Annotated in this window: 18 protein-coding genes, 2 pseudogenes and 2 CRISPR repeat arrays; of the genes and pseudogenes, 18 read left to right on the forward strand and 2 right to left on the reverse strand. The window is 47.5% G+C overall.

Annotated features, from left to right (window positions below):
- Nucleotide 1: 1 nt before the first annotated feature.
- The 15 genes from cas7b (at nucleotide 2) to cmr6 (ending at nucleotide 19268) form a co-directional block, all read left to right on the forward strand.
- Nucleotides 2–961, forward strand: a complete 960-nt coding sequence (gene cas7b, locus ACR1UW_RS03560; RefSeq protein ID WP_020279821.1) for a type I-B CRISPR-associated protein Cas7/Csh2 — start codon at nucleotides 2–4, stop codon at nucleotides 959–961.
- A 12-nt stretch (nucleotides 962–973) separates the two neighbouring features.
- Nucleotides 974–1717, forward strand: a complete 744-nt coding sequence (gene cas5b / locus ACR1UW_RS03565; protein ID WP_498934563.1) for a type I-B CRISPR-associated protein Cas5b — start codon at nucleotides 974–976, stop codon at nucleotides 1715–1717.
- Between the two features lies 1 nt (nucleotide 1718).
- Nucleotides 1719–4049 (forward strand): CRISPR-associated helicase Cas3', encoded by a 2331-nt coding sequence (cas3, locus tag ACR1UW_RS03570; RefSeq protein ID WP_498935245.1) that lies wholly within the window; start codon nucleotides 1719–1721, stop codon nucleotides 4047–4049.
- 9 nt (nucleotides 4050–4058) lie between these two features.
- The gene (gene cas4, locus ACR1UW_RS03575) at nucleotides 4059–4568 is read left to right on the forward strand and encodes a CRISPR-associated protein Cas4 (RefSeq protein WP_328212149.1); all 510 of its coding nucleotides are present in this window, start codon (nucleotides 4059–4061) and stop codon (nucleotides 4566–4568) included.
- Between the two features lie 3 nt (nucleotides 4569–4571).
- On the forward strand, nucleotides 4572–5573 hold the full coding sequence (gene cas1b, locus ACR1UW_RS03580; protein ID WP_498934565.1) for a type I-B CRISPR-associated endonuclease Cas1b: 1002 nt from the start codon (nucleotides 4572–4574) through the stop codon (nucleotides 5571–5573).
- A 10-nt stretch (nucleotides 5574–5583) separates the two neighbouring features.
- Nucleotides 5584–5847 carry a CRISPR-associated endonuclease Cas2 gene (gene cas2 / locus ACR1UW_RS03585; RefSeq protein ID WP_013522869.1) on the forward strand — a complete coding sequence of 88 codons (264 nt, stop codon included), beginning with the start codon at nucleotides 5584–5586 and terminating at the stop codon, nucleotides 5845–5847.
- A gap of 36 nt (nucleotides 5848–5883) precedes the next feature.
- Entirely contained in the window at nucleotides 5884–6630 is a 747-nt protein-coding gene (gene cas6, locus ACR1UW_RS03590; RefSeq protein ID WP_498934566.1) for a CRISPR-associated endoribonuclease Cas6, read from the forward strand.
- 183 nt (nucleotides 6631–6813) lie between these two features.
- Nucleotides 6814–9966: direct repeats of the CRISPR family, unit length 30 nt; unit sequence GTTTTTATCGTACCTATGAGGGATTGAAAC.
- A 624-nt stretch (nucleotides 9967–10590) separates the two neighbouring features.
- Nucleotides 10591–11790 carry a putative CRISPR-associated protein gene (locus tag ACR1UW_RS03595; RefSeq protein ID WP_498934568.1) on the forward strand — a complete coding sequence of 400 codons (1200 nt, stop codon included), beginning with the start codon at nucleotides 10591–10593 and terminating at the stop codon, nucleotides 11788–11790.
- 2 nt (nucleotides 11791–11792) lie between these two features.
- A complete protein-coding gene (gene csx2, locus ACR1UW_RS03600) occupies nucleotides 11793–13118 on the forward strand; it encodes a TIGR02221 family CRISPR-associated protein (RefSeq protein ID WP_498934570.1) in 1326 nt (441 codons plus the stop codon).
- A gap of 10 nt (nucleotides 13119–13128) precedes the next feature.
- The gene (locus ACR1UW_RS03605; RefSeq protein ID WP_498934572.1) at nucleotides 13129–14037 is read left to right on the forward strand and encodes an RAMP superfamily CRISPR-associated protein; all 909 of its coding nucleotides are present in this window, start codon (nucleotides 13129–13131) and stop codon (nucleotides 14035–14037) included.
- Nucleotides 14034–15674, forward strand: coding sequence for a type III-B CRISPR-associated protein Cas10/Cmr2 (gene cas10 / locus ACR1UW_RS03610; protein ID WP_498934574.1), 1641 nt, complete (start codon nucleotides 14034–14036; stop codon nucleotides 15672–15674). The genes ACR1UW_RS03605 and cas10 overlap by 4 nt, the downstream gene beginning before the upstream one ends.
- Nucleotides 15671–16801, forward strand: coding sequence for a type III-B CRISPR module-associated Cmr3 family protein (locus tag ACR1UW_RS03615; RefSeq protein ID WP_025039254.1), 1131 nt, complete (start codon nucleotides 15671–15673; stop codon nucleotides 16799–16801). Before cas10 ends, ACR1UW_RS03615 begins: the two co-directional genes overlap by 4 nt.
- Nucleotides 16801–17688, forward strand: coding sequence for a type III-B CRISPR module RAMP protein Cmr4 (gene cmr4, locus ACR1UW_RS03620; RefSeq protein WP_498934577.1), 888 nt, complete (start codon nucleotides 16801–16803; stop codon nucleotides 17686–17688). Before ACR1UW_RS03615 ends, cmr4 begins: the two co-directional genes overlap by 1 nt.
- 14 nt (nucleotides 17689–17702) lie before the next feature.
- Nucleotides 17703–18107, forward strand: a complete 405-nt coding sequence (gene cmr5, locus ACR1UW_RS03625) for a type III-B CRISPR module-associated protein Cmr5 (RefSeq protein ID WP_025039256.1) — start codon at nucleotides 17703–17705, stop codon at nucleotides 18105–18107.
- Between the two features lie 12 nt (nucleotides 18108–18119).
- Nucleotides 18120–19268, forward strand: a complete 1149-nt coding sequence (gene cmr6 / locus ACR1UW_RS03630) for a type III-B CRISPR module RAMP protein Cmr6 (protein ID WP_044743574.1) — start codon at nucleotides 18120–18122, stop codon at nucleotides 19266–19268.
- Between the two features lie 314 nt (nucleotides 19269–19582).
- On the opposite strand, the pseudogene ACR1UW_RS03635 reads toward cmr6, so the two are convergent.
- Nucleotides 19583–19993, reverse strand: a pseudogene (locus ACR1UW_RS03635) (zinc ribbon domain-containing protein); the annotation flags it as partial.
- Nucleotides 19994–20625: 632 nt separating this feature from the next.
- Between ACR1UW_RS03635 and ACR1UW_RS03640 the strand changes: the two are divergent.
- Both ACR1UW_RS03640 and ACR1UW_RS03645 read left to right on the forward strand, forming a co-directional pair.
- On the forward strand, nucleotides 20626–21510 hold the full coding sequence (locus tag ACR1UW_RS03640) for an Rpn family recombination-promoting nuclease/putative transposase (protein ID WP_498934580.1): 885 nt from the start codon (nucleotides 20626–20628) through the stop codon (nucleotides 21508–21510).
- A gap of 32 nt (nucleotides 21511–21542) precedes the next feature.
- Nucleotides 21543–21626, forward strand: a pseudogene (locus ACR1UW_RS03645) (hypothetical protein); the annotation flags it as partial.
- Nucleotides 21627–22056: 430 nt separating this feature from the next.
- Nucleotides 22057–23823: direct repeats of the CRISPR family, unit length 30 nt; unit sequence GTTTTTATCGTACCTATGAGGGATTGAAAC.
- A 75-nt stretch (nucleotides 23824–23898) separates the two neighbouring features.
- Here ACR1UW_RS03645 and ACR1UW_RS03650 read toward each other — a convergent pair.
- The gene (locus tag ACR1UW_RS03650) at nucleotides 23899–24123 is read right to left on the reverse strand and encodes a hypothetical protein (protein WP_011229827.1); all 225 of its coding nucleotides are present in this window, start codon (nucleotides 24121–24123) and stop codon (nucleotides 23899–23901) included.
- 136 nt (nucleotides 24124–24259) lie between these two features.
- Between ACR1UW_RS03650 and ACR1UW_RS03655 the strand changes: the two genes are divergently transcribed.
- Entirely contained in the window at nucleotides 24260–25306 is a 1047-nt protein-coding gene (locus ACR1UW_RS03655; RefSeq protein ID WP_498934582.1) for a DmpA family aminopeptidase, read from the forward strand.
- The last annotated feature ends 12 nt before the right edge of the window (nucleotides 25307–25318 follow it).

Consider the following 25318-nt stretch of genomic DNA (forward strand, 5'->3'; position numbering starts at 1 on the left):
TATGGTGAAACAGCGTTCAGAACTGCTCTTTTTGTACGATGTGCAGTGGGCGAATCCGAATGGCGATCCGTTGGATGGCAATAAGCCGCGCATTGATGAGGAAACAGGGAAAAACATCGTCACCGATGTGCGCTTAAAACGGACGATTCGCGACTACTTGTATGAGTATCGCGGGCAAGAAATTTTCGTCCGTGAAATTGCGCAAGATGATGAGTATATTCAAGATGCGAAGGCAAGAGCGGAAGATTTTTTGGTTCGAGACGGGGGGAAATTAGAAAAATCAAAATTAACCTTAAGTGAAATGAAAAAAATCATCAATGATGAGGTGTTGCGTCAATGCATTGATGTAAGGCTGTTCGGCGTCACTTTGCCGATTGAAAAAAGCTCAAGGGAAAAAGGATCGATTACTCACACAGGGCCTGTCCAGTTTAAAATGGGGCAGTCGCTCCATCGTGTCAAGCTGGAATATATCAAAGGAACCGGCGCGTTTGCCTCGGGCGGGCAAATGACGCAGAAGACGTTTCGTGAAGAATATGTGCTTCCGTATTCTCTTATTGCGTTCTATGGGGTGGTCAATGAGACCGCGGCCCGTTCGACGAGACTGACAGAAGAAGATGTAGAGCTGCTGGTTGAAGCGATGTGGGAGGGGACGAAAAATTTAATTTCCCGCTCGAAAGTCGGCCATGTCCCAAGGCTGCTTTTGCGTGTCGTTTATCAAGAGCCTCACTTCCATATCGGCGAACTGGATCAATACATTTCCCTGCATACGGAAAAGGCGGAAGAGGAAATTCGCGATGTCCGAGATTATGTGCTGGATGTATCTCCGCTCATTAAGGTATTGGTTAGGGAAAAGGAAAAGATTGCGAAGATTGAGCTGCGGCAAGATGAAAGGCTTGTGTGCAGCGAACAGCTCGCTGACCGATTGCGTCAAGAAGGCATTGTTGTGGATATTCGATCATAAGGAATGAGCGCGATGAATGTGCTTGTATTTGATATTCGGGCCGATTTCGGGCATTTTCGCCAGCTGTACTCGACTTCTTCTCCGCTCACATATTCTTTCATTCCGCCGACCGCGCTTTTTGGATTGCTCGGTGCGATCACAGGTGTGGGAAAAGAGGAAAACGAGTATTTGCGAGTGTTCAACCATGAGACAACCAATGTGGCCATACGCCTCATGGGGCCAGTGCGGAAGACAAGAGTGGGCATCAACTATGTGAACACGAAAGGGAACATATGGGTGCCGAAACAGCGGCGTGAAGGAGCGCGGACGCAAATTCGCGTGGAATTTTTGCGTTTTCCACACTTCCGTTGTTATGTTTCTCTCAAGGACGAGGAACGATTTTCGCAGCTTGTGGATCTTGTTCGCCAGCATAAAAGCGTATACACACCATGCCTTGGTTTGAGCGAATGTTTGGCAGATGTCCAGTTTGTCGCGATCGAAGAGTTTCGCTTCGTTGAAGTGGATGGAGAGGATCACGTGCCGATTTGTTCGGTGATCCCTGGAAACAAAATACAAGCGCTGCAAGTAGAACCGGGCAAAGAGTATCGCAAAGAGCGAGTGGCTTGGAAGATGAATGTGGAACGGGTTGTTTCCCAGTACGAAGAGGTGGTGTTTGAGGCGGGAGGACAGCCCATTCTCGCCTCGGTCCCTCACTATTGGGAAAATGAACAGAGGGAACGGATCGTCTTTTTCTATTCCGATGGAAAGGGAGAGTAAGATGTATTCCCATCCCCATTATTTATTGTCCGAACATATGCGAGGGGTGGAGCAGCTTTCCTCCCTCTTTTTGTCTGAGAAATCCGTGCGCTTGGCAGAACCGATGCTGTTGAGGCAAATGAACCGCTGGATTGCGCTTTTCCATGATCTGGGCAAAAGCCATGCCTTCTTCCAGCAATACATTCAATCGCCTGATGCGTTTCAAGGTTCACCAGCGCTCAAAAGCCATGCTCTTTTATCGGCAGTCTTATTAGCGGTGTTCCTGAAAGAGAAGGGGATTGACGAGTTTTGGCGGCTGTTGGCTTTTCTTGTCGTGAAACGTCATCATGGAAATTTAGATGATTGGCTGGAAGAGTTAAAACGGATGGGCGAGGAGACGAAGGCTTTGCTCAAGCGTCAAGTCGAAGCGGTCGATTATTCAGTGTTGGCGGAACAAATGGCGCTTGCTGGCTTTGAAAAAGAGGAAAATTGGACGAAAGAAACGTGGATGGCATGGGTGGATGAGTTTTTTACCGAGGCTCGGTCATTGCGCCGTTTCATCATGTCGTGGAATCGAAGAAACGAATCCCTTGTTCCGTATGTGCAAGCGTTGTTTCTTTTTTCTCTGTTAATTGACGCGGACAAGTCGGAAGCGGGGATTGTGCAGAAGCAGCCATGGTCATTTTCTAAGCGTAAAGATGTCCCTGTGGATCTCATTTTGCGCTACAAACAGCAGCAATCATGGCATCAAACAGGGCTCAACCAGCTAAGGGAACAGGCGTTTCAAGAGGTAGACAGGGCGCCGATTGATCTACGTCAACATTTTTACCGTCTGAATTTGCCCACGGGGATGGGCAAAACGCTGGCGAGTCTGCACTTCGCTTTGCGTCTGCGAGAAAAAATTGAACAGGAGCAGGGAGTCAAACCACGCATCATCTATAGCCTTCCATTTCTTAGTGTCATTGACCAGACAGCCAATGTGCTCAGAGAAGTGTTTTCTGTCAATGGAGTTGAGGAAGATCGCCAATTGTGGCTCGCGCACCATCATCTCGCTGACATTCGTTATACGACCAAACAAGATGATGAACGATATGATGTCGATTATGAAGCTGCCAAACTATTGATCGAAGGTTGGCATTCGGAATTGATTGTGACGACTTTTGTTCAATTGTTTGAAACCATCTTTTCCAACCGTAATGCCTCCTTACGCAAGTTTCATCGGTTGGCCAACTCGATTGTTCTCATTGATGAAGTGCAGGCTGTTCCTCACCGATACTGGTTGGCCATTCGTCAGTTGTTTGCGGTCATGGCAGAAGAACTTGGTTGTTATTTTCTTTTCAGTTCGGCCACCGATCCGAAATGGTTTCCGGAGGCGGTTTCGCTCGTGGATGAGCAGGTGTATTTTCAACCACTTTCCCGTGTGACGTTGTATCCCCACATCGATGAGTCTTGGACAATCGAGGAGTTTGCTCGCCGAATACAATGGGAAGAGGGAAAAACCTATTTATTCATTCTCAATACGATTGAAAGTGGGAAAGCGTTCTACCATGCACTTCTCGAGGAGGGGGTCGACGAGACAGAGATCACATTTCTATCTACTCATATTCCTCCAAAAGAGCGCCTTCGCCGAATTATGGCAGTGAAACGTGGAGAGTATCGAATTGTCGTCAGCACCCAGCTGATTGAGGCGGGCGTAGATGTTGACTTTGACGTAGTCTATCGTGACATAGCACCGCTTGATTCCATTCAACAAGCTGCCGGGCGGTGCAATCGCCATGGACGGCGTAAAGGAGAAGTTCATGTGGTGCGCTTGACAGACAACAGGCGGTTATATGCAAGTTATATTTATGATGCCATACGACTCGATATTACACAAAAATTGCTAAAGGGGAAGAGGGAAGTAGAAGAGGGGCAGTTTTTACAACTGATTACATCCTATTTCGAAACATTGGCGGCTCGGATGAGCAATGCCGAATCGGAGCGGTTGTTAAAAGGGATGATGACGCTGTATTTCGATGGCGAGGAAACGATTGATCGAATTCCTGTGTCTCATTTTCGTTTGATTGAGGGAGATGGAGAAAAAATCAATGTCTTTATTGAATTGGATGAAGAGGCTGCTGATGTGTTTCGTGAATATGAGGAGATTTTGCGCCTTGGTGACCGTTGGGAACGTCGGAAACGATTCGCCGCTCTAAAAAGTAGATTTTCCCAATACGTGATTGCCATTCCTGTGAAAGTGGATCATCGGCCGCCGATTGTCCACGGTATCGGGTATGTGGGGAGAGATTCATTGAACGATTTTTACGATGAGACGCTTGGTTATCGGACAAAAAGCGAAGGATTGATTTGGTAGGTGGGTTCAATGGAGTATGAAATGCCTGTCACCGGCACGGATATTTGGTACTACTACATTTGTCCGCGTGAAGTATGGTTGATGAAACATCAAATTGCCCCCGATCAAGAAGACGAAGCATTGGAAATCGGACGATTTCTTTCTGAAACTTATTATGCCAGGGATAAAAAAGAGCTATCGATCGGCCATATTGTCATCGACCGCATTCGTCAGGAAAATGGCGAACTGGTTATTGGAGAAGTCAAAAAATCGTCCAGTTATTCTAAAAGCGCCCGAATGCAGCTGCTGTACTATTTAGATACATTAAGGCAGGCAGGGATTGAGGCAAAGGGAGAATTGTTGTTTCCGAAAGAGCGGAAGAAAGAGCAAGTCGAATGGACAGAAGAAGCGCGAAGTGAGTTGGAACGCGCCATTACAGACATCCGTCGCATCGCGAGAATGCCTGTGCCGCCACCGCCAAAAAAGATCTCATTCTGTGGTAAATGTGCCTACCGTGAATATTGTTGGGCGGAGGAATAAACCATGAAGAAAACGCTGTATATTTTCCAAAATGGCGAACTGCGCCGCAAAGACAATAGTCTCTATTTCGAAACGGAAGAGCGCAAGCGGTATATTCCTGTTGAAAACACGAATGACATTTATATTTTTGGCGAGGTGGACGTTTCGAAGCGATTTTTGGAGTTTGCCGCACAAAAGGAAATCATCGTTCATTACTTTAACCATTACGGGTATTACGTTGGTTCTTTTTATCCACGGGAACACTTGAATTCAGGTCATGTCGTATTGAAGCAGGCGGAACATTATCTTGATCCTCGAAAACGGTTGGAACTTGCCCGTCTGTTTGTCCAAGGCTCCATTCGTCAAATGGAGCGGGTGCTAAAATATTACCGCCCTCGTCTTTCCGAACCAGAGGAATTGGAAAAGGCGCTGCAATCGATTGAACAAGAAGAGGCGAAGCTTGATCAGGCGGAAACGGTGGAGCAGTTAATGGCGGCAGAAGGTCATATTCGCGAGGCATACTATGCATCGTTTGATTCCATCATTCGCCATCCGGACTTTGTGTTCGAGAAACGGACAAAGCGTCCTCCACATAACCGTTTAAATGCGCTGATCAGCTTTGGAAATTCGATTGTGTATACAATGTGCCTCAGTGAGATTTATAAGACATATCTAGACCCGCGCATCGGGTTTTTGCACAGTACGAACTTTCGCCGTTTTTCCTTGAACTTGGACATCGCGGAAATTTTCAAGCCGATCATTGTAGATCGCTTGATCTTTGCATTAGTGAATAAGAAAATGCTGTCCAGTAAACATTTTGAGAAGTTGACAAACGGCATTATGCTGAATGAAGAAGGAAGAAAACTGTTCGTCAGTGAACTCGAGAAAAAAATGCAGACAACAGTCCAGCATCGTCATCTTGGCAAGTCTGTATCCTATCGCCGTCTGATTCGACTTGAACTGTATAAAATTCAAAAGCACATTCTTGGCGAAAAAACGTACGAGCCATATGCGGCTCGCTGGTAGGTGGGATCGTTTGTTTGTGATTCTTGTGTATGATTTCAATGAAAAGCGTGTAGCCAAGGCGTTGAAGATTGCCCGCAAATATCTCCACTGGGTGCAAAACTCTGTATTCGAAGGGGAAATTACGTCAGCCAATTACGAAAAGTTAAAGATGGAATTGCGCCAACTTATGGATCCCGATGAGGATTCAGTTATTTTTTACACGTTTCGCACCCAAAAGTATTCGAAAAGAGAAGAAATGGGGCTGAAAAAAGGTGGAGATGAATTCATTCTATAAGTCAAATGGTATACACTAAGGAAGGCAGGAAAAAACATGAGATTGACAGTGACCATGAGCGGACGGCAAGGGACGGTTTCCTTGCCGTTGCATTATCAGCATTTGTTGCAAGGGATGTTGTATCGTTCGTTAGAAAATGAGCAGTTAGCTGCATTTTTGCATGACAAAGGATTCCGTCACGGGAAACGGTCATTTAAACTCTTCACGTTTAGCCGTTTATTTGGAACGCACCAAGTGGATCGGGGAAAAAAAGCGATTCGGTTTTTGGATGATTTCCAATGGCATATCGACACTGTTCTCCCAGAGCTGACTCAGCAACTTGGACAGCGATTTTTGTTGCAGAGAGAGATTGAGCTTTACGGACAGCTGATCGAAGTGAAAAGTGTCAAAATGGAGAACATCGACATACGCGAAAACGAAATTGACATTGTCATGCTCTCTCCATTGACCGTATATAGCACATATGAAACGTTCGACGGAAGAAAGAAAACGCAATTTTTTGACCCCGATGATGAGGTGTTCCCCCACCTGATTGAATTGAATTTCCGTCATAAATATGAAGCGTACTACGGCGTTCCGCCGACGGAAAGACTGTTGATCGAGCCGGTTCACGTTCATCATCGTCATCGTGTGGTGACAATGTTCAAGAATATGTATATTACAGGGTGGCTTGGCTATTACCGCCTCTGTTCTTCGCCAGAACAGTTGACATTTTTATATCATGTTGGTCTAGGCGGCCGAAATTCACAAGGATTTGGCATGTTTCGCGTCAAAAGTGGATAAACGAGTCATGGGATTGTCGTCGACCTCCAATCGTGCAAAAATCCCGGGGGATCGACGACAATGGTTTTTAGCGCCTCAAGCCTACAGCCATCAAGGTTGAAAGCCGTTGACAGAATTTTTGAAACGTGGTATGCTGAAAACAGCTCCAAACCGAAAAGCTTGATGGAACAAGCATTTTTGGGGGTTTTTATCGTACCTATGAGGGATTGAAACACGCGCCGAACTACGACGTGATCGCGACGCCGATCAGCGTTTTTATCGTACCTATGAGGGATTGAAACGGTAATGGCCTTGGATTTTTGCCTTTCAAAAAATATGTTTTTATCGTACCTATGAGGGATTGAAACAATCCAGCGTTCAACTCTATCATCTGTTTCAACGCCTCGTTTTTATCGTACCTATGAGGGATTGAAACGAAGACGCATATCGCTACTTGGCTAGAGTGCTTCCGTTTTTATCGTACCTATGAGGGATTGAAACTGATGATGTAAGAACTGGAACGAAGACAAAAGTGACGTTTTTATCGTACCTATGAGGGATTGAAACCCTCTTTTTCCTCTGGTGTATGTTTCGAAATTGGCTGTCCGTTTTTATCGTACCTATGAGGGATTGAAACAAAACTTCTCCGAACCAGCCCCCAATATCTTCACCAGTTTTTATCGTACCTATGAGGGATTGAAACAGGCATTGGGCACGATCAATTTGCGCTGGGAGTATCGTTTTTATCGTACCTATGAGGGATTGAAACAGCAGGACATGGAAATATGCTGACGGCGTTGCGATGTTTTTATCGTACCTATGAGGGATTGAAACCCGATAATCGCTGTAATATTGATTCCGCGTTCTTGGTTTTTATCGTACCTATGAGGGATTGAAACAGCCACATTCAGCTTAACTGGGTGTAACCCCACACCGTTTTTATCGTACCTATGAGGGATTGAAACTGATTCACTTCTGGTAAATTATTTGGATTTGGTAAGAGTTTTTATCGTACCTATGAGGGATTGAAACGTTCCTCCAGTGTAGCCGTTGCAATTTGTTCCGCCGGTTTTTATCGTACCTATGAGGGATTGAAACATTCGTATTCTTCTTCTGTTGGCATCGGAATATTTAATGTTTTTATCGTACCTATGAGGGATTGAAACATGGTGTGAAGCAAAATGTAAATTTGGACATGGTAAGGTTTTTATCGTACCTATGAGGGATTGAAACTTTTTCACGCTCCGCGGCCCCCTTACCCGCTTCGTCGTTTTTATCGTACCTATGAGGGATTGAAACAGCTATACAAGGATGGGCGAGTGCGGGCTGGATATAGTTTTTATCGTACCTATGAGGGATTGAAACTGAGAGCTTCCTCGCTTCCGCAAGTCGGCGACAAGCGCCGGTTTTTATCGTACCTATGAGGGATTGAAACAGTTCCTCCAATCTTAATCCATAATAGCCTGTACCTGTTTTTATCGTACCTATGAGGGATTGAAACACATACAATCACGAACACTTGCGCAAGGAAGCCCCTGTTTTTATCGTACCTATGAGGGATTGAAACTGAGTAATAAGGTCGCTCGTTCTTATCGCCTCTCGTTTTTATCGTACCTATGAGGGATTGAAACCCGCTTCCACACCATATCCTTCAAAATGATAGGTGGTTTTTATCGTACCTATGAGGGATTGAAACAAAAATGCTATCCCTGCTGAAGAAATGAGAGCCGGAGATGTTTTTATCGTACCTATGAGGGATTGAAACAAGACTAAGCAAGCGGTCTCTGGGATCAATTTGATTTGTTTTTATCGTACCTATGAGGGATTGAAACGCCCGGCGACGGTCGAAGTCGATCGTCACATATACAACGTGTTTTTATCGTACCTATGAGGGATTGAAACCAATCCAAAAAATAATGAATTCGTTTTCCATCCATGTTTTTATCGTACCTATGAGGGATTGAAACCACTTGTAATGTAATCACTCGACGCGCTCACCGCGTTTTTATCGTACCTATGAGGGATTGAAACTGTCCGCTATCTCCCATACATCCATGCCATCCGAGTTTTTATCGTACCTATGAGGGATTGAAACGCCAAAACGGCCAATCCATCCATTCCCGATCCAATGTTTTTATCGTACCTATGAGGGATTGAAACAAGATTTGGACGAAAAGTTCGAGGCGTTTGCGAAAGTTTTTATCGTACCTATGAGGGATTGAAACCCCATCGCCACAGCCAATTTATCGTAGTCCAATACAGTTTTTATCGTACCTATGAGGGATTGAAACGCCCGGCGACGGTCGAAGTCGATCGTCACATATACAACGTGTTTTTATCGTACCTATGAGGGATTGAAACCAATCCAAAAAATAATGAATTCGTTTTCCATCCATGTTTTTATCGTACCTATGAGGGATTGAAACTGCGATGAGATGCTTGGTTTCTCCGAAACTCACGGTTTTTATCGTACCTATGAGGGATTGAAACTCCGATACACGAAGACCCTATGCATTTGATTCCTGAATCGTTTTTATCGTACCTATGAGGGATTGAAACTCCCATGACGCTTGGGACGGTGAAGAGTTCGACGGCCTCGTTTTTATCGTACCTATGAGGGATTGAAACTTGTACCTTTGATCGTAACGGCTGGATGAAATCTGGTTTTTATCGTACCTATGAGGGATTGAAACACTGTAAGCGTTAGTGTTGTCTTTGCTTCGCAAATGTTTTTATCGTACCTATGAGGGATTGAAACTCAGCATGATAAGAAGCGTATGTGTTTTGCAACACGTTTTTATCGTACCTATGAGGGATTGAAACTCGATGTTCACCGTTTGCGGCATCGAGACGCTATCGTGTTTTTATCGTACCTATGAGGGATTGAAACAATCGTCCGGATGAATTGCTTGATCCGAATCCGAATCCGAGTTTTTATCGTACCTATGAGGGATTGAAACTATTGCAATTGTTGAATAAACATATCATAAGGAATTTGGTTTTTATCGTACCTATGAGGGATTGAAATGCCATAGCAGCATTGAACTCTTCAATGCTTTGAGGTTTTTATCGTACCTATGAGGGATTGAAACTCATGATCTTGCTTCCGTTCGATGAGCTTGTCCAGGGTTTTTATCGTACCTATGAGGGATTGAAACATCATGGATCATGCGGATCATTCCAAGCCATTAAATGTTTTTATCGTACCTATGAGGGATTGAAACCTCCGGCTGCCCGAACATCTTCGATGCCCGCGTCGAGGGTTTTTATCGTACCTATGAGGGATTGAAACTCCATGCCGTAGGCCTTGGCTTCGCCGTTCGCGTCGTTTTTATCGTACCTATGAGGGATTGAAACTTTTCGCTTGCGGCGGTCAAGCCAATCTATGATGTTTTTATCGTATCCACAAGGAACTGAACCCTCTCCATCTTCGCGCGCAGGTGTGATGGGGGGCTCGTTGTTATCGCAGAGTTAGTTTAGACCACATCTCTCATGTGCTTCGTTTGCGGTGATGAAGCATTGTGCGTAACGGATGGGTGCCTGCGGAACAGGCAGTACAGCATTCTAAGTTGGGCAAAGGCATTTCTAGTCTCACGGGTTGCCTTTCTAAGTGACAGGAGAAAAAAATAAGATGGCAGCGATCTATGTTGGCGGCATCTTTCGATCGAGGGAATCCCTTCTGAGCAGGGGATTCTTTTTTTGTGTTTCGTCCTCCGACGTTGTTTTGCGTCGCTCCTTAAAAGGGGGAAGCAACGGAAAAACCAGCTGGAAGAGACGCTCTTTTACTTTCGAGGGGCCTTGTTATTTTCCATTCGCCTTCGCGGAGTTGGGTGGAAAATTCGTTTTTCACCCGTCTCTTCAGTGGAAAAATGTTTGAAATTGTTAAAAAATATCCTCCTCTATAATTGAAAAATAGGATATAATTGATATAAACATAGCTATATTTTCCTGAGATGAAAGAAATATGGAGGGGAAGGGCGGTTGTACCAGCATATTGTTGTAACGTGTGGTGTGTCGTTGCTGACAGGAAACAGGAACGTTTTCTCGATGAATCGGGATGAAATCATGGGGGAGATTCGTCCTTGGTTGAGCGCGACCAACATCGACGAGGAAAAACAACGAAAAATTGACGAATGGATTCGCCATGCCAGGCAGTTTGCTCATGAGGCCGCCCGAGATCCCAATCGTGTGTCGGCGGAGTATTCGATGATTTATGAACTTCGTCGACAAGGGAAATTGGCGGAGAGGCCGACGGTTGTCCTCATTGCGACAGACACGGTGGGAGGACGGATTGTGGAAGCCGTGTTGACGAGATTGCTTGAGGAAGACTTTGCGGCAAATGTTCGCGTCATGTACGTGGATGTGGATGTGAATCATCCAAGACGGATGCAAGAGACATTGGGGGAATACATGTGGAAGGTGGCGGATGCTCTCTCCCACGGGGAACCGTCAACAACTTGTTTTGCGCCGATTGGCGGGTATAAAGTGATGACATCGTTGGGCTACATCGTCGGGGCGTTTCTGCACTACCCGACGGCTTATATGCATGAGGACGGCCAAGTGTTGCATGAGATTCCTCCTGTGCCCATACATATTGACGAGCAATTTGTTCATGATCACTTTGATCTGTTGCGGAAATGCCAAAAGGACATGGTTGATGCGGATTCGCTTTCTTACCGCGAAAAACAATGTATTCTTCAATATCCGTTTTTGTTCCAGCAAGAGGATGGTCTTGTGTATTTAAGTGCATTTGGACAATTTTTGTTTGAACATGAAAAATATAAACATTTGTTTGCGACCACGTACCTTGTATCCAAACAAGTCGCCAATATGTTGCAACACAATCATCACCAGTTGCTGTTTGTGCACCAACAAATGCGGGAGCTGGTAAAGAAGCTGAAGCATGAAGAGGGAGACATGGGCGTTTTGTACCACGAAAAGTCATTCAAAACGATTGATGTCCGAAAAGTGAAATATCACTTGTACAAAGGAGCGAGCAACGGACAGACGGCGTTTCGCCTTGCTTACCGATACGATGAAAAAGAAGATTGCTTGTATGCCAACTATTTATGGCTTGACCATAACCGATATGAGCGGGAAGCGGAAAGAGGAAAAGGGATTTATGAAGAGGATTCTGAGTTTATCGATATCACGAAACAATTGGCGGGAGTGGGGAGATAAGCGTGGGGAGAAGGGTATTGTTGTCGTTTCTTGGATTGAGCGATTATGAATATTGTTATTACACATACGAGGGCAAATCGTCTTCTTATACGCGTTTTATCCAGACAGCGGTGTATGAGTTGTTTCGCGGGGATGGGCCGATGGATGTGGTGGTGTTTGCGACGAAAGAGGCGCGGGAGCGGAATGGGCAAGACCGCTTGAAAGGGGAGGAGCGGCTGGAGGGCTTGACCACCGCTTTTCAGCGCATCGCCCCTGAGGCGAATGTGAAGCTCGTGGAAATGGAAAGCCGTCAGGATGAACAGGCCAATTGGCGATTGTTTGACTGCATTCTGAATGAAATTCGGGAAGGGGATACGATTTATTTTGACATCACCCACAGTTTCCGTTCCATCCCGTTTGTCGCGCTCATCGTGTTGAACTACGCCCGCTTTGTGAAAAAAGCGGACATTGGCGCGATCGTTTACGGCTGGTTTGAAATGCTTGGGCGTCCAGCCGATGTCAAACAGCTGTCTCCAGAACGGCGGTTGGCGCCGATTGTCAATTTGACGGGCATGGCGGGGTTGCTCGATTGGACGAACGGGGTCGACCAATTTTTACGCACCGGAGATGCTTCCATCATTCGGGCGCTGACCAAGAAGGAAAACAGTGAAGTGTTCCGCAATCCGTCTTCGAGCCAAGAGATGCGGAAGGAGGTGGCGGGGTTAAACAAGTTGACGGAACAGCTCGATCAGACGGAGAAAGTGATCCGCACGTGCAGAAGCCTGCAAATCGATGAGGAAGTGCAGAAATTTCGCCAGCAGCTCGACCGTGTTCGTTCGTCGCCGACGGAAGCGATCAAACCGCTCGTTCCGTTGCTGGATGCCATGGAGAAAAAGTACGCGATGTTTGATGATGACCCGATTATGAACAGCTGGAAAGCCGTGCGTTGGTGCTTGGACCACGGATTGATTCAGCAGGCGCTGACGATGTTGGAGGAAAATGCGGTGACAGCCGTTTGCCGAGTGTTGGGGTTTGATTTGCGGGATGAGAAGGCCCGGGGAGATGTTCATTCGGCTATTGAAATTTTATTGCGAGATATTCCGAAAGAGAAATGGCGCGTTCGTTCCGTAGAGCGGGTTGAACAAATAATCGATTTCTTATCTCCTTATAAGGGGGATTTGAAACCATTTAGCATGCTTAAAGAGCGGCGCAATGACATCAATCATGCTGGGGCGCGCCCGCAGCCGTTAAAAGCGGAAAAATTTTGGCCGGATGCCGAGACGACATTTAAGGAACTTTTTACATTCTTTGAGAAAATGTCGATGTTGGCAAAGTCGATGCAAACGTAAAGGAGAGCGGATGATGGAACGTTTGAAATGGAACGAAGCGTCTGCCATTGTTCAGTCGCCGTATCAGCTTGTTCTGTTGACGCCGGCCGCCATTCACGGGTTTGATCCGAAGGCAAAGGCGGAGTTTCGCATTCCGTCGCTGCGCGGGGTATGGCGGTACTGGTGGCGGACGTTGCAAAGCGAGACGAACCACCGCGATTTGCTTGCCAAAGAAGAAGAATGGTTTGGCGGCACGCGAGAGACGAAGCAGCAATCCCCCGTTCATTTATCCATGGCGGGCGTGATGGAAGGAACGAAACGGGAAAACATGTTGCCGCACCGCACATCTCCTGTGCCTGTCCCCGCCCTTCCTGCCGGTGGGGAGGTGACGGTGACGCTTTCGGTGCGGAAGCGGCATGAGCAGCTGCTTCCGGCGTATGAATGGCACTTTCAGTATATGCTTCACCTGGCGGGATTCGGGCAGCGGTCGCGCCGCGGGTTCGGAGCTGTGCAATGGACGGGGCATCAGTGGAATAACGTTGGGGAATACGCCAAAAGTTTGCGTACGGTGCTTGAGCACATCGGAGTGGCGGAGGCGTTTTCCTTTGCGGAGGACGGCTGCCTCGTGGCGCGCCGCGAGGACATTCGGACGCTGCACCCTGTGTTGTCCGCAGTGTGGATTGGGGAGGGGAAAGAAAGCGCCGCGGAAGTGACAAGGGCGTTTGGAAAAGCGTCGCATGAAGCGAACCGCTATGGAAATCTCGGTTTTGTGCAAGGAAGCCAAAAGCTTGCTTCCCCATTATGGTGCACGGTGAGAAAAATTGGGAATCGGTACCACCCGATTGTGACGGAAGTGAGAAGCGGCGGCTCGCGCTACAGCGAGCCGCGCTATGAGCGAGATCGAAACCGGTTTTTAGAGATCGTTGGGGTGAGGATATGACCAATCGCTATATCGTCATTTTTACGGTCGGGCCTGTGCAGTCGTTTATCGCTTCAGCCCGCAAAACGGAAGATTTTTGGAGCGGAAGTTATATTTTGTCCCACTTGGTGCGAGAGGCGATCAAACAGTTTTACCAATTGGACGCCAACTGTGAAGTCGTATACCCGCTCGTCACAAGGGAGGAGTTGCGGTCGCCGTCTTTGCGCGATGCTCGCATTGCGTCCATCCCGAACCGTGTGACGGCCGTTATGGAGGGAACAGAAGAAAAGGTTGGCGGCTGGCTGCGCGAAGTGGAGGACAATGTTCGCCAAGTGTTTCTGGACTTCTGCTTTCAAGCGCTTCAACGTGTGTTTCCACATCTCACTGCTGAAGAGTATGAATGGCTGGAGATGATGGTGGAACAGCAAGTGCAGTCGTTTTTAGAAGTGTACTGGGTCGCTGAACCGTATGAGCCGTCCGCTTCGTTCCGGACCGTGCGTGAACGCGCCGAGCGGCGGTTGGGGGCGTTGAAAAACGAGAAACATTATATCCCCGTTTCCCAATCCGGCCTTGTTTGTTCCGTCTGCAAAGAAAGAGAAGCGCTGCGGCCTGCTGGAATTGGGGAAACGGATCATTACGGTGAAATCAAACGAAAAACGCTTCATCTTTGGAAGCAACGGGCGGCGAAATTTCAAGAAGTTGGAGGCGAAGAAGACGACCGACGTTCGGGGCGGATCAAGGACAACGAATTTTTATGCGGCATTTGTTTAGGAAAACGGGTGGCGCGCGATTATTTTTCCACTTTGTTTGGCGCTTCTGTTTTGTCGTTTCCGTCTGTTCTTGAGATCGGAGCGGGCGATTATTACGCTGTGCTCATGATGGACGGGGACAACATGGGGAAATGGTTCTCCGGGGAGCGGAAAGAGGAGTATAGCGAAACGAGCCAAAAGTTGGCGCGATTTGCGAAAGAAGTCGTTCCTCAAATTGTCGAAGAACAATGCCATGGCAAGCTTGTTTATGCAGGAGGCGATGATGTTCTCGCCTTCTTGCCGACCGAGACGGTGCTGAAAGCGGCGGAGGAGCTCCGATTGGCGTTTGGCGATGAATGGAAAGGATTAGGTCATGGAGCGACCGCCTCGTTTGGCGTGGTCATCGCTCACAAAAAGTCGCCGCTCCATCTCGTTCTTAACGCTGTCAGAGCGTTGGAGAAAAAGGCGAAACAGTATTCCAACGACAAGACGGGGCAGCAAAAGGACGCCCTTGCTTTAGCGCTTCACACCCGCTCTGGTGAGATTTCGGAAGCGGTTCTCCCATGGATGATTGGGGGAGAGAAGGTTTCACAATTATTGGATCAATGGATTCATCTGTTGAAAACATCCCTGTCGCCGAACTTTATTTTTCATTTCGCTTCCGCGTTTGCCCCGCTGCTGCATGAGCGGCACTGTCCTAAATGGGAGAATGGCGACATGCTCGCGACAGAGCTTCGGCGTTTGCTTAAGCGGTCTGTAAAAGAGGGAAGCCATCTGAGCGTCCAAGAGATCGCCAATCACGCGCAAGTTCTTTTGTCTTTGCATGAAGCGGTTCGCAGCGGCTATGACTTTTTGTATCTGTTAAAGATATTGACCTTTTTCAAACGGAGCGAGGGGAACGGGCAATGACAAAATTAGTCTTGACACCGGTAGACACGTTTTTCTTTAAAAACCATCATGCGACGCAAGCGGGGGAGGCGACGGTGATGGAGTCGATATTCCCTCCGCGCCCGAATACGATTTACGGCGCGCTGCGGGCGGCGTACATTTATGCGTACAGCACGTTTGACGACTTTGCGAGGGGCAGTGATGAACAGGTGAGGAGATGGATGGGCACCCCGACAGAGCGGGGGCAGTTCTGTCTCCATTATTGCACGCTGGCGAAAGAAGACGTCTTGTTCTTTCCCCTGCCCTTTGATTATCAAGTCATAGAGGAGGAAAAATCGCTCAAAGCGTATCCATTGCAGCTTGTCCGAGACCGGAAGCTTTCGTCATCTTCTTCAATGTGGCGACTTGCTTCTTCACGGCGTGACAAAACGAAAAGTCCACAGCACTATTACGTCCCGATGGAGGAATGGAAGCAGGCGCTTCTGGAGAATAAGCCAATCTCTTCCCTTTGTTCATTGTCATCGTTCATCGCTTGGGAAGATAAGGTGGGAATTCAACTCGACACGTCCAGCCGAACAGCCCAAAAGGGGCTTTTATACCGGGTGGCGAAAGGGCGTTTTGTAGACGGGGCGTCCCTTGTCGCTTTCGTCGGTGATGGACCGGATTTCTCTGATGTCAAGTGGGCTCGGATCGGCGGGGAAAACCGGCCGTGGTCTGTCCGCCAGCAGCCGGAAATGCTTCGTATATGGAATCCGGACGAGAAAAAGAGGATTGAACAAGACATCGAGCGGACGAGGCTGGCAAAGATTATCTTTTTGTCCCCTGCGATTTTCGCCAACGGCTCTCGTCCGATTGCGATGGACGGTGATCGGTGGACATGGCCGAACGGAGCGGTGGTGACATGGCTTGCCGCTTCCATCGGACGTCCGGAGTTGTACGGAGGATGGGACATCGTCCGACATCGGCCAAAACCGCGAAAATGGATGGTTCCAGCGGGTTCTGTCATTTACGTGAAGATCGAGCGGGATGATGATTTGCCCCATGTCTTTTCTGCCCTTGACGGTGTTCATTTCACTGATGAAGGGGCAGAGGAAGGATTTGGGTTTGCGGTGATCACGAGTGCAAAAGAAAGCGAGGAGGAGTTGTAATGTATTCGATCGTACGGCCTTTTCTTATGCATGCCATTACGTCTGTCCATGCGGGGAGTGGGAGCGAGATCGGGTTTGTCGACTTGCCTATCCAGCGGGAGAAGCATACAGGATTTCCAAAAATCGAAAGCTCCTCGCTCAAAGGCGCGCTTCGGTATCACATGACACAGTCGCTTCCTGAAGATAGGAAGAAGCTTGAACTGATTTTCGGCGCGGACAAAGGACAGGAAAGCGTCACACAAGCGAGCGCCATTGCTCTGAGTGATGCACGTGTTTTGCTGTTTCCGGTTAAATCGCTTCGCGGCGTATTTGCTTGGATTACGTGCCCGTTTGTGATTGAGCGGTGGAATCAAGAGATGAGCGTTCATCAGCAATCGATCGGGAAAGAAGTTCAACTTCTTCCGATGCCCGCACCGAACACGGTCAGTTCCGACCGGTTGATGGCGGTCAATGGACGCATTGTGTTGGAGGAGTATGCGTTTTCGGTCACCGTCTCTTCTGAAGCGAAACAGCTGGCGGAACAACTTGCCGCCCTCCTTGGGGAGCATTGCCGCCTGCGTCTTGTAGATCGACTCGTTGTTCTTTCCGATGACGATTTCACGGATTTCGTCAAATTGTCGACCGAAATTAACGCGCGCATTCGCATTTCACCGGAGACAGGGACCGTTGACAACGGTGCGCTCTGGTATGAGGAAAATGTTCCGCCAGAAACGATTTTTTACAGTTTCCTCTACATTGGTGATGTACGGGGAGACGGAATAGACGGTCTTGCGAAGGCTGCGGATATTGAACGGTACTTTCTGAATGAAAACAAATTTCCATCCGTCTTTCAGCTTGGCGGGAACAGTACATTAGGTCGCGGAATGATGAGAACGATTTGGGTGTGAACGGAGGAGAAGCCATGGAAACAAACGTGAAGCGTGTGGGGATTGAGAACGGGAGAGCCGCATTTGCGTTTCAAGAAGTGAAACAGGCAAAAGAACGATTGAGAGGAAGCTTCGAAAACTATCGTTCTTACGTCAAAAAAATGCCGTCCTTAATTCAAGTCAACGGTCTCGGACAAGCATTGGCGTTTTGTTTTCAAAAAGGGAAGGAATACAAGGCGATTTATCAATCCCTCGCAAAATGGATGAGGGAACAGTTTCCGGATCAATTTTCATCGGCAAACCAAGAACTCGTCGAGGCTGTCGTCAACTTATCGAGCGCTGATTACCGGTTATGGACGATGGAAGCCATGGCGCTGTTAGATTGGATGCGCAAGTTTGCCGACGGGATGGCGAAAGACGATGCAAAGGCGGCAGAGTAAGGAGGGGAGGGCATGCTTTTTCATCCAAAGGACACCCAAGAAGTCGTGCAGAAAGCCAACAAATCGATGGCGCATTTGGCGTACCATCTCCACTATTTTTTAGAGCATCAGTGGAATGAGAAAAAAAGAGTATGGGAGCCATCGAAAAAACTGAAGCCTGTCGCCATTCTCCCTGAATTGCAAGAAGTCGGCGAGCAGCTGCGGGTGCAACGGGAACAGGCCATGGTCGAATGGGCGCAAACGGGGGGCGTCAAAAAACTGAAAGCCCGCCTGTCCGGGCGAATCGTTCACGGGCTCGGCGCCGGGCATGTCCGGGAGACATCATTGACGATCCATCCTGTGTACGGCCTGCCCTACATCCCCGCTTCCAGTGTGAAAGGCCTTGTCCGCCATTGGTTTATCGAAGCGTATTGCGAAGGGGACGAGAAACGGCTCAGCGAACATGAGATCGGCCGGGAGATATTTGGAACGCAAGGAAACAGAGGACGGGTGCAGTTTCACGACATCTTCCTCATCGATGGTTTGCAGCTGGCGGGAGATGTGCTCGCTGTACATATGAAGGATTATTATGAAGGGAAGCAAGCAGCGACGGATGATCAAAAACCTGTCCCTGTTTCATTTTGGACTGTTATGGCCAAAGAGGTGGACGTCTATTTGACAGCCCATCGCTCCGCGCCGCAAAGCGGTGAGGAAACCACCCGCCTGTTGGAAGCCGCGGCATTCTGGACGAAACAAGCCTTGACGGAATGGGGCATTGGTTCGAAAACGTCGTCAGGCTACGGCCGGTTTTCCGAAGTGTACGACGTGACGGAAACAGAATTTCTTCCAATGGTGAAAAAAGAACGCATTCGCCTTGAACGTCAGAAAAAAGAGCAGGAAATGCTTGAACAGAAAAAACGCGAAGAAGAAGAGCAAGCCAAACTGGCTCTCCTTTCACCGGAAGAACGGCTCGTGGCCGAAATTGAACGGCTCGCCGACAGCGAAGCGGATAAGCAGCGAAGCAAAGACGTGCTGTACCAGCAAGTCCTTGAGCAGCGAAACAAACAAGCCGCCCTTGCCTTGCAGGCGTATTGGCAACGCATCGGCGAATGGGGAAAAGGCATCAGCAAAAAACAAAAGCAAAAAATTGACAAGCTTCAACAGCTGCTAAATGACGAATGACACCATCCCAGTTGTCGTCGACCCCCATTGTGTCCAAATCCGGGGGATCGACGACAAGATTTCGAACTTCAATAGAACCTGTTTTCTTTTATGGATAGATCATTTCTCTATATAAGTTGAAACTTTGTTTTACATCCAGTAGAACGCCCGCTGCATTCTATCAAAATGACTTGTTATGAAGGAAAACAGAATCGAACAATCGGAAAATCTTTATTGCAACTTATATAGATGAGCAAATGAACTGTAGTGAACTACCCCCACTTAATTTTCTAGCGAAAATTTGAAGTGGGGGCTTCCAAAGAAGTTTGACTGCTTCAAGCAATCCTTATTCTTTGAGGCGTGTCCACTTCGCCGCTAGAGCATAAGACACTCAGGTCTACAGCTTTACTTTTCTTTAAGATGTTTAATGCGCCATTGACATCAGCATTCATTAGTTTGCCAGACTTTGTTCGATACAAGCCGCGCTTAATACGTTTGCCGCTGAACTTATATTCTTTTGGATTGTCGGCATTATATTCAGGAATCTCATCGCCGTCAAAAAAGCTGGCTTGAGACGTATAGGATTCTTCCTGTTTCAAGAATTCAATGCCGTAAAATTCACAAAGATATTCTAGTTTTTCTTTTATGTTACCGAGAGGAATATTGACAAAGTTTTGATTTGTCTTTTTTCCTAGATTAATATTGCGTTGCCATGTTTCCGCATAGCCAATGACAAGTTTGCCAATTTACAATCCGACGTTGTACATGTTCTTGGCAATATGGCACAGTTCTCGAAGAGTCAAGTATTCTTCTTTGGTCAAACCATTTAGCTGTTGTTTGATACAAAAATACATTTTTTCACCTCCCATCTAACTATATGATACTATATTTTACTGAATCTATCCTATTTTCAGCAAAATATAGTTAAGGCGATTCATCTCCCACTTACTCCGCTTCGCTTCGTTGAAGTGGGAGTCTTCTCGCCTAATTAAGATAAATTTGCAACCAAACAAAAAAGGAGACATGAACCGGACTCCTTGGTTAGAATCAATGTGCCAACCATTCCTACAGGTTCATGTCTCATGAATGGATAAGCACGTTATCAAGGAGCTCACAAGTTTTTCATAACATTGGGGTTCACCTTTTCGGTTTTGAAGCATCACGTTCGTCTCGTCGCAATCAAAAACCAGCCTCATGCCGACTAAGGGGCCCCTTGTTTGCCTCTCTTAAAAATGCACATCTACTAATTTGAAGGCAGGATTCTGACACAATGTGCTGATGTACATCCTAGCTCTCCATTTTTTCTATCTTCCATGCAGGATTTTTGCCTCTTGCCCGCGAATCGATATGTTGAACATGTTCAAAGAGGGGTGATGGAATGGCCATTGACCATGACCGGCTGTTCAAAGAACTGATCCAAACGTTCTTCGAAGAGTTTCTCCTTCTCTTTTTCCCCGACATCCACGAGCATATCGATTTCCGCCATTTGTCCTTTTTGTCCGAAGAGCTGTTCACGGATGTGACCGCAGGAGAAAAGTACCGCGTCGATCTGTTGGTCGAGACGAAGCTGAAAGGAGAAGATGGGCTGATCATCGTTCATGTGGAGAATCAAAGCTACGTGCAGCCATCGTTTCCAGAGCGCATGTTTGTCTATTTCAGCCGTCTGTTTGAAAAATACCGCACCCGCATCGTTCCGATCGCTGTCTTCAGCTATGAGGCCCTTCGCGAGGAACCGTCCGTGTTCTCAATCGAGTTTCCCTTTGGCGAGGTGCTGCAGTTCCGCTTTTTCCCGGTGGAGTTGCGCAAGAAACATTGGCGGGACTACATCCGGCATGACAATCCGATCGCGGCTGCCCTCCTTGGCAAAATGGGGTATACTGAAAGTGAGAAAGTCGAGTTGAAAAAAGAGTTTTTGCGCATGTTGGTGCGATTGGAGCTGGATGAAGCGAGGCAACGGCTCTTGTTGGGCTTTTTTGAAACGTATGTGAAGCTGTCGGAGGAGGAAGAGCAACAACTGCAAAGAGAGGTGAGGGCGATGGAAACGACAGAAAAAGAGAAAATGTTGGAGCTGATCATTTCCTATGAGCAAAGAGGAAGAAAACAGGGGTTGGAAGAAGGCATCAAACAAGGAATGAAACAGGGAATGAAACAAGGAATGAAACAGCTGATTCGTAACATGGCACGCAAAGGAATGACGGTGGAAGACATTGCTCGGTTGGTGGATCTTTCAGAGGAAGATGTTCGGGGATTGCTTAGAGAGTAGGGAAATCAAACACAAGAGGTGGCCATCTAACGAGGGTATTTCGATGTGATGATTGTGGAATTGAACTTGACAGAGATCGAAACGACAGTATCAATCTTTCGAGATATCCTGCATAGCGACTGGTACCGTGAGTTGCACGGGAAGTGAAGCCTTCGGAGCGTCAATCAAACGAGAGCAGTTTCGGCGAAATCGGACAAGGATCAAGCAGGGAATGAAGCATGGGATTGAACAAGGACGCCAAAAAGGATCGAGGAAGGGAAACCCGACATCGCGAAGGAAATGTTGATGAAAGGGTAGGATATCGACACGATCCACGAACTGACCGGGCTGCCGGCGGAAAAGATCGAACAGCCGAAGAAGTCAACCCGCCTTTGCATTGTCGTCGACCTCCAATCATGCAAAAAACCCGGGGGATCGACGACAATGGTTTTTGACGCTCCAAGCCTACAGCCATCACGATTGAAAGTCATTGACAGAATTTTTGAAACGTGCTATGCTGAAAATAGCTCCAAACCGAAAAGCTTGATGGAACAAGCCTTTTTGGGGGTTTTTATCGTACCTATGAGGGATTGAAACTCTTTTGGAATGTAATAAATGCTCACGTTATTAACGTTTTTATCGTACCTATGAGGGATTGAAACACATCTAATGATGTTGAGATTTATATTAGTGGTGTGAGTTTTTATCGTACCTATGAGGGATTGAAACATCGTTGCATGTGTCGCTATGGTGTTTTCATATTCTAGGTTTTTATCGTACCTATGAGGGATTGAAACTAGCTGGAGCATCTTTCAGGCCGATCTTAACGGTTCTCCGTTTTTATCGTACCTATGAGGGATTGAAACTAATAATTGCAGTATCTGCTCTTCGAAAAATTCATCGGTTTTTATCGTACCTATGAGGGATTGAAACTTTGACAGGTTCATGCTCAGTTTTTCCATTTTATAGTTTTTATCGTACCTATGAGGGATTGAAACGGAAATGCCAAGTGCACGAAATGAAAATCGGCGTCGTTTTTATCGTACCTATGAGGGATTGAAACTCGTCGGCATGAAAAACGTCATGCCGACTGTAAAAGGTTTTTATCGTACCTATGAGGGATTGAAACAACGAATGACATCTTTTTTGTTGTTCCGTTTACGGCATTGTTTTTATCGTACCTATGAGGGATTGAAACTCCCATACGGCAACCATGCACAGTTCCAACTAGGTTACGTTTTTATCGTACCTATGAGGGATTGAAACACAGAAGACGACGGAGACGTATCTGGGGCAACAAGATGTTTTTATCGTACCTATGAGGGATTGAAACGCGTGTCTCGAACGGAACTGGCTCAAATTTTCTTTGTTTTTATCATACCTATGAGGGATTGAAACTCGATCCCCTTCTTTCTTTAGTGTTGTTCTGCATAGTTTTTATCGTACCTATGAGGGATTGAAACTTCGATGTGTTCGTCAAGCTGTCGTTGCATTTCAAAGTTTTTATCGTACCTATGAGGGATTGAAACCCGGTATCAAAGATGAGACAACACAGAATGCGCTCGGTTTTTATCGTACCTATGAGGGATTGAAACCACTATCTCCATTTTAACAAAGTATGTTTCATGTATGAGTTTTTATCGTACCTATGAGGGATTGAAACTCAAACGCAAACCCGTTTGGAATGGCGAGTATTGGGGTTTTTATCGTACCTATGAGGGATTGAAACAGTTTTACCCCGCCTGCCACCGCGGGAAGATGGTGGTTTTTATCGTACCTATGAGGGATTGAAACACTCACGTTCGCCAATGATCGTGATTTCACCGAGTTGGTTTTTATCGTACCTATGAGGGATTGAAACTAGTTTGTGGCTTGCAAAGGTTTAACGTTGTACCCGGTTTTTATCGTACCTATGAGGGATTGAAACCGTCGGCTAAAATCGGCACGGCAGCGGTGGGAACAGCGTTTTTATCGTACCTATGAGGGATTGAAACTGATTTCCATTTTCATTCTCCTTTCAATCAGTTTTTTCTTACCCGTTTTTATCGTACCTATGAGGGATTGAAACGTGCTTCATCGAGTTCTTCTGGTGTACTTGGTGTACCATGTTTTTATCGTACCTATGAGGGATTGAAACTACGCATCTTCAGAAATAACAATTTTCAGCAAAACGTTTTTATCGTACCTATGAGGGATTGAAACTACGCATCTTCAGAAATAACAATTTTCAGCAAAACGTTTTTATCGTACCTATGAGGGATTGAAAACCGTTTGACCTTTGTAATATTTTGGCTGTTATCAATGGTTTTTATCGTACCTACGAGGGATTGAAACCGGAGTCGGCCGCTTTCTCCACGCGTTTCCGCCCAGTTTTTGTCGCGCCTATAAGAGGCGAAACCCTCTTCAATGTCACGCCATCGTATGAACGTCTTCCGTTTGAAGAAACCGGATGGCTGCACTTCCCCGATCGACCGCTTCGTTTTGCTTCGGCTGCTCATTCTTGCGCCGCTTGCTTTGCAGGAAGCCGCTTTTTTGTTTCGCACATGGAGAACGTTTTGGCATCTGCTTTTTTTGTATGGCCCCATTGATCCACCAGGCATGGTTGTTCACCGCCTTTCTTTGCCGCTGCTGCATTTCCTCAGTCCGATGCGATATACTTGACATGGGAACAATCACGCTTCTTTCTCGTTCACCGTCGTGTCGGCGGACATGCTGCGTTGGCGTTGGACGGTTTGAAAGAAGGCGGAGAAAAGCGACGGGGGTGGGATGGATGCGCCGCAAGCTTCGCGATCTCGGTTTTTCCATCGGCACGCTTCCGGTGGGGAGACGCAATCAAATCACGGATGTGCCTGGGGTGCGGGTCGGTCATGTGACGATTCGTAAAGATGTCGATGAACGGACGGTGATTCGCACCGGGGTGACAGCGGTGCTGCCGCACGGAGGCCATTTGTTTTTGGAGAAAGTGCCGGCGGCTTGTTTTGTGTTGAACGGGTTTGGGAAAACGACCGGGTTGGTGCAGGTGGAGGAGCTTGGGACGATCGAGTCGCCGATTATGCTGACGAATACGTTCAGTGTCGGGGAAGTTTGGCAAGGGACGCTCGAATCCATGCTTGCTGCGACGCCGGAGATTGGCGATACGACCGGGTCGATCAACATTGTCGTCGGGGAATGCAATGACAGCTATTTGAATACGGCGCGGGCGCTTTCGGTGACGAAGGAACATGCGAAAGAGGCGATTGCCGCGGCGCGCGTCGATATGGAAGAAGGGGCGATCGGCGCGGGGACGGGTATGATGTGCTTCGGCTGGAAAGGGGGCGTTGGCAGCTCGTCGCGGGTCGTGAGCAGGGGATATACGGTCGGGGCGCTGGTCGTGAGCAATTTCGGCCGGCGTGAGGAGTTGCGGTTCGTGCCGTATATGCCACCGTCGTTTGATGAACGGGATGTGCCGCCTGGTTCGATTATGATGATCGTCGCGACCGATGCGCCGCTTGATGCGCGGCAGTTGAAGCGGCTGGCGAAGCGGGCGGCGGTGGGGCTCGGGCGGACGGGAAGCTGCGTCCATCACGGGAGCGGCGACATTGTCATTGCGTTTTCCAATGCTTATACCATTCCCCATTTTTCGGATTCTGCTCTTCAACCGTTCCCTCCGCTCGTCCGTGATGACGCGCCGCTCATGAATGAGCTGTTCCAGGCGGCGATTGAGGCGACCGAGGAAGCGATTTGGAATTCGCTTACGATGGCCGAGACGACGACCGGGCGCAACGGGCGGGTGGGGGAGGCGATTCCGTATTCGCTGCTTCGACGGATGAGAGAATGATCGAAAACGGCC

Source organism: Geobacillus lituanicus (genome assembly GCF_050994965.1).
Lineage (GTDB): Bacteria > Bacillota > Bacilli > Bacillales > Anoxybacillaceae > Geobacillus > Geobacillus stearothermophilus.

Bases quoted from the DNA above. Each gene is read 5' to 3' on its own strand.
- cas10 (WP_498934574.1), top strand. From the start codon at position 14,034: ATGACCAATCGCTATATCGTCATTTTTACGGTCGGGCCTGTGCAGTCG.
- cas6 (WP_498934566.1), top strand. From the start codon at position 5,884: ATGAGATTGACAGTGACCATGAGCGGACGGCAAGGGACGGTTTCCTTG.
- ACR1UW_RS03605 (WP_498934572.1), top strand. From the start codon at position 13,129: ATGATGGAACGTTTGAAATGGAACGAAGCGTCTGCCATTGTTCAGTCG.
- cas5b (WP_498934563.1), top strand. From the start codon at position 974: ATGAATGTGCTTGTATTTGATATTCGGGCCGATTTCGGGCATTTTCGC.
- cmr4 (WP_498934577.1), top strand. From the start codon at position 16,801: ATGTATTCGATCGTACGGCCTTTTCTTATGCATGCCATTACGTCTGTC.
- ACR1UW_RS03640 (WP_498934580.1), top strand. From the start codon at position 20,626: ATGGCCATTGACCATGACCGGCTGTTCAAAGAACTGATCCAAACGTTC.
- cas3 (WP_498935245.1), top strand. From the start codon at position 1,719: ATGTATTCCCATCCCCATTATTTATTGTCCGAACATATGCGAGGGGTG.
- cas4 (WP_328212149.1), top strand. From the start codon at position 4,059: ATGGAGTATGAAATGCCTGTCACCGGCACGGATATTTGGTACTACTAC.
- ACR1UW_RS03655 (WP_498934582.1), top strand. From the start codon at position 24,260: ATGCGCCGCAAGCTTCGCGATCTCGGTTTTTCCATCGGCACGCTTCCG.
- cas7b (WP_020279821.1), top strand. From the start codon at position 2: ATGGTGAAACAGCGTTCAGAACTGCTCTTTTTGTACGATGTGCAGTGG.
- ACR1UW_RS03615 (WP_025039254.1), top strand. From the start codon at position 15,671: ATGACAAAATTAGTCTTGACACCGGTAGACACGTTTTTCTTTAAAAAC.
- cas1b (WP_498934565.1), top strand. From the start codon at position 4,572: ATGAAGAAAACGCTGTATATTTTCCAAAATGGCGAACTGCGCCGCAAA.
- cmr6 (WP_044743574.1), top strand. From the start codon at position 18,120: ATGCTTTTTCATCCAAAGGACACCCAAGAAGTCGTGCAGAAAGCCAAC.
- ACR1UW_RS03650 (WP_011229827.1), bottom strand. From the start codon at position 24,123: ATGCAGCAGCGGCAAAGAAAGGCGGTGAACAACCATGCCTGGTGGATC.
- cmr5 (WP_025039256.1), top strand. From the start codon at position 17,703: ATGGAAACAAACGTGAAGCGTGTGGGGATTGAGAACGGGAGAGCCGCA.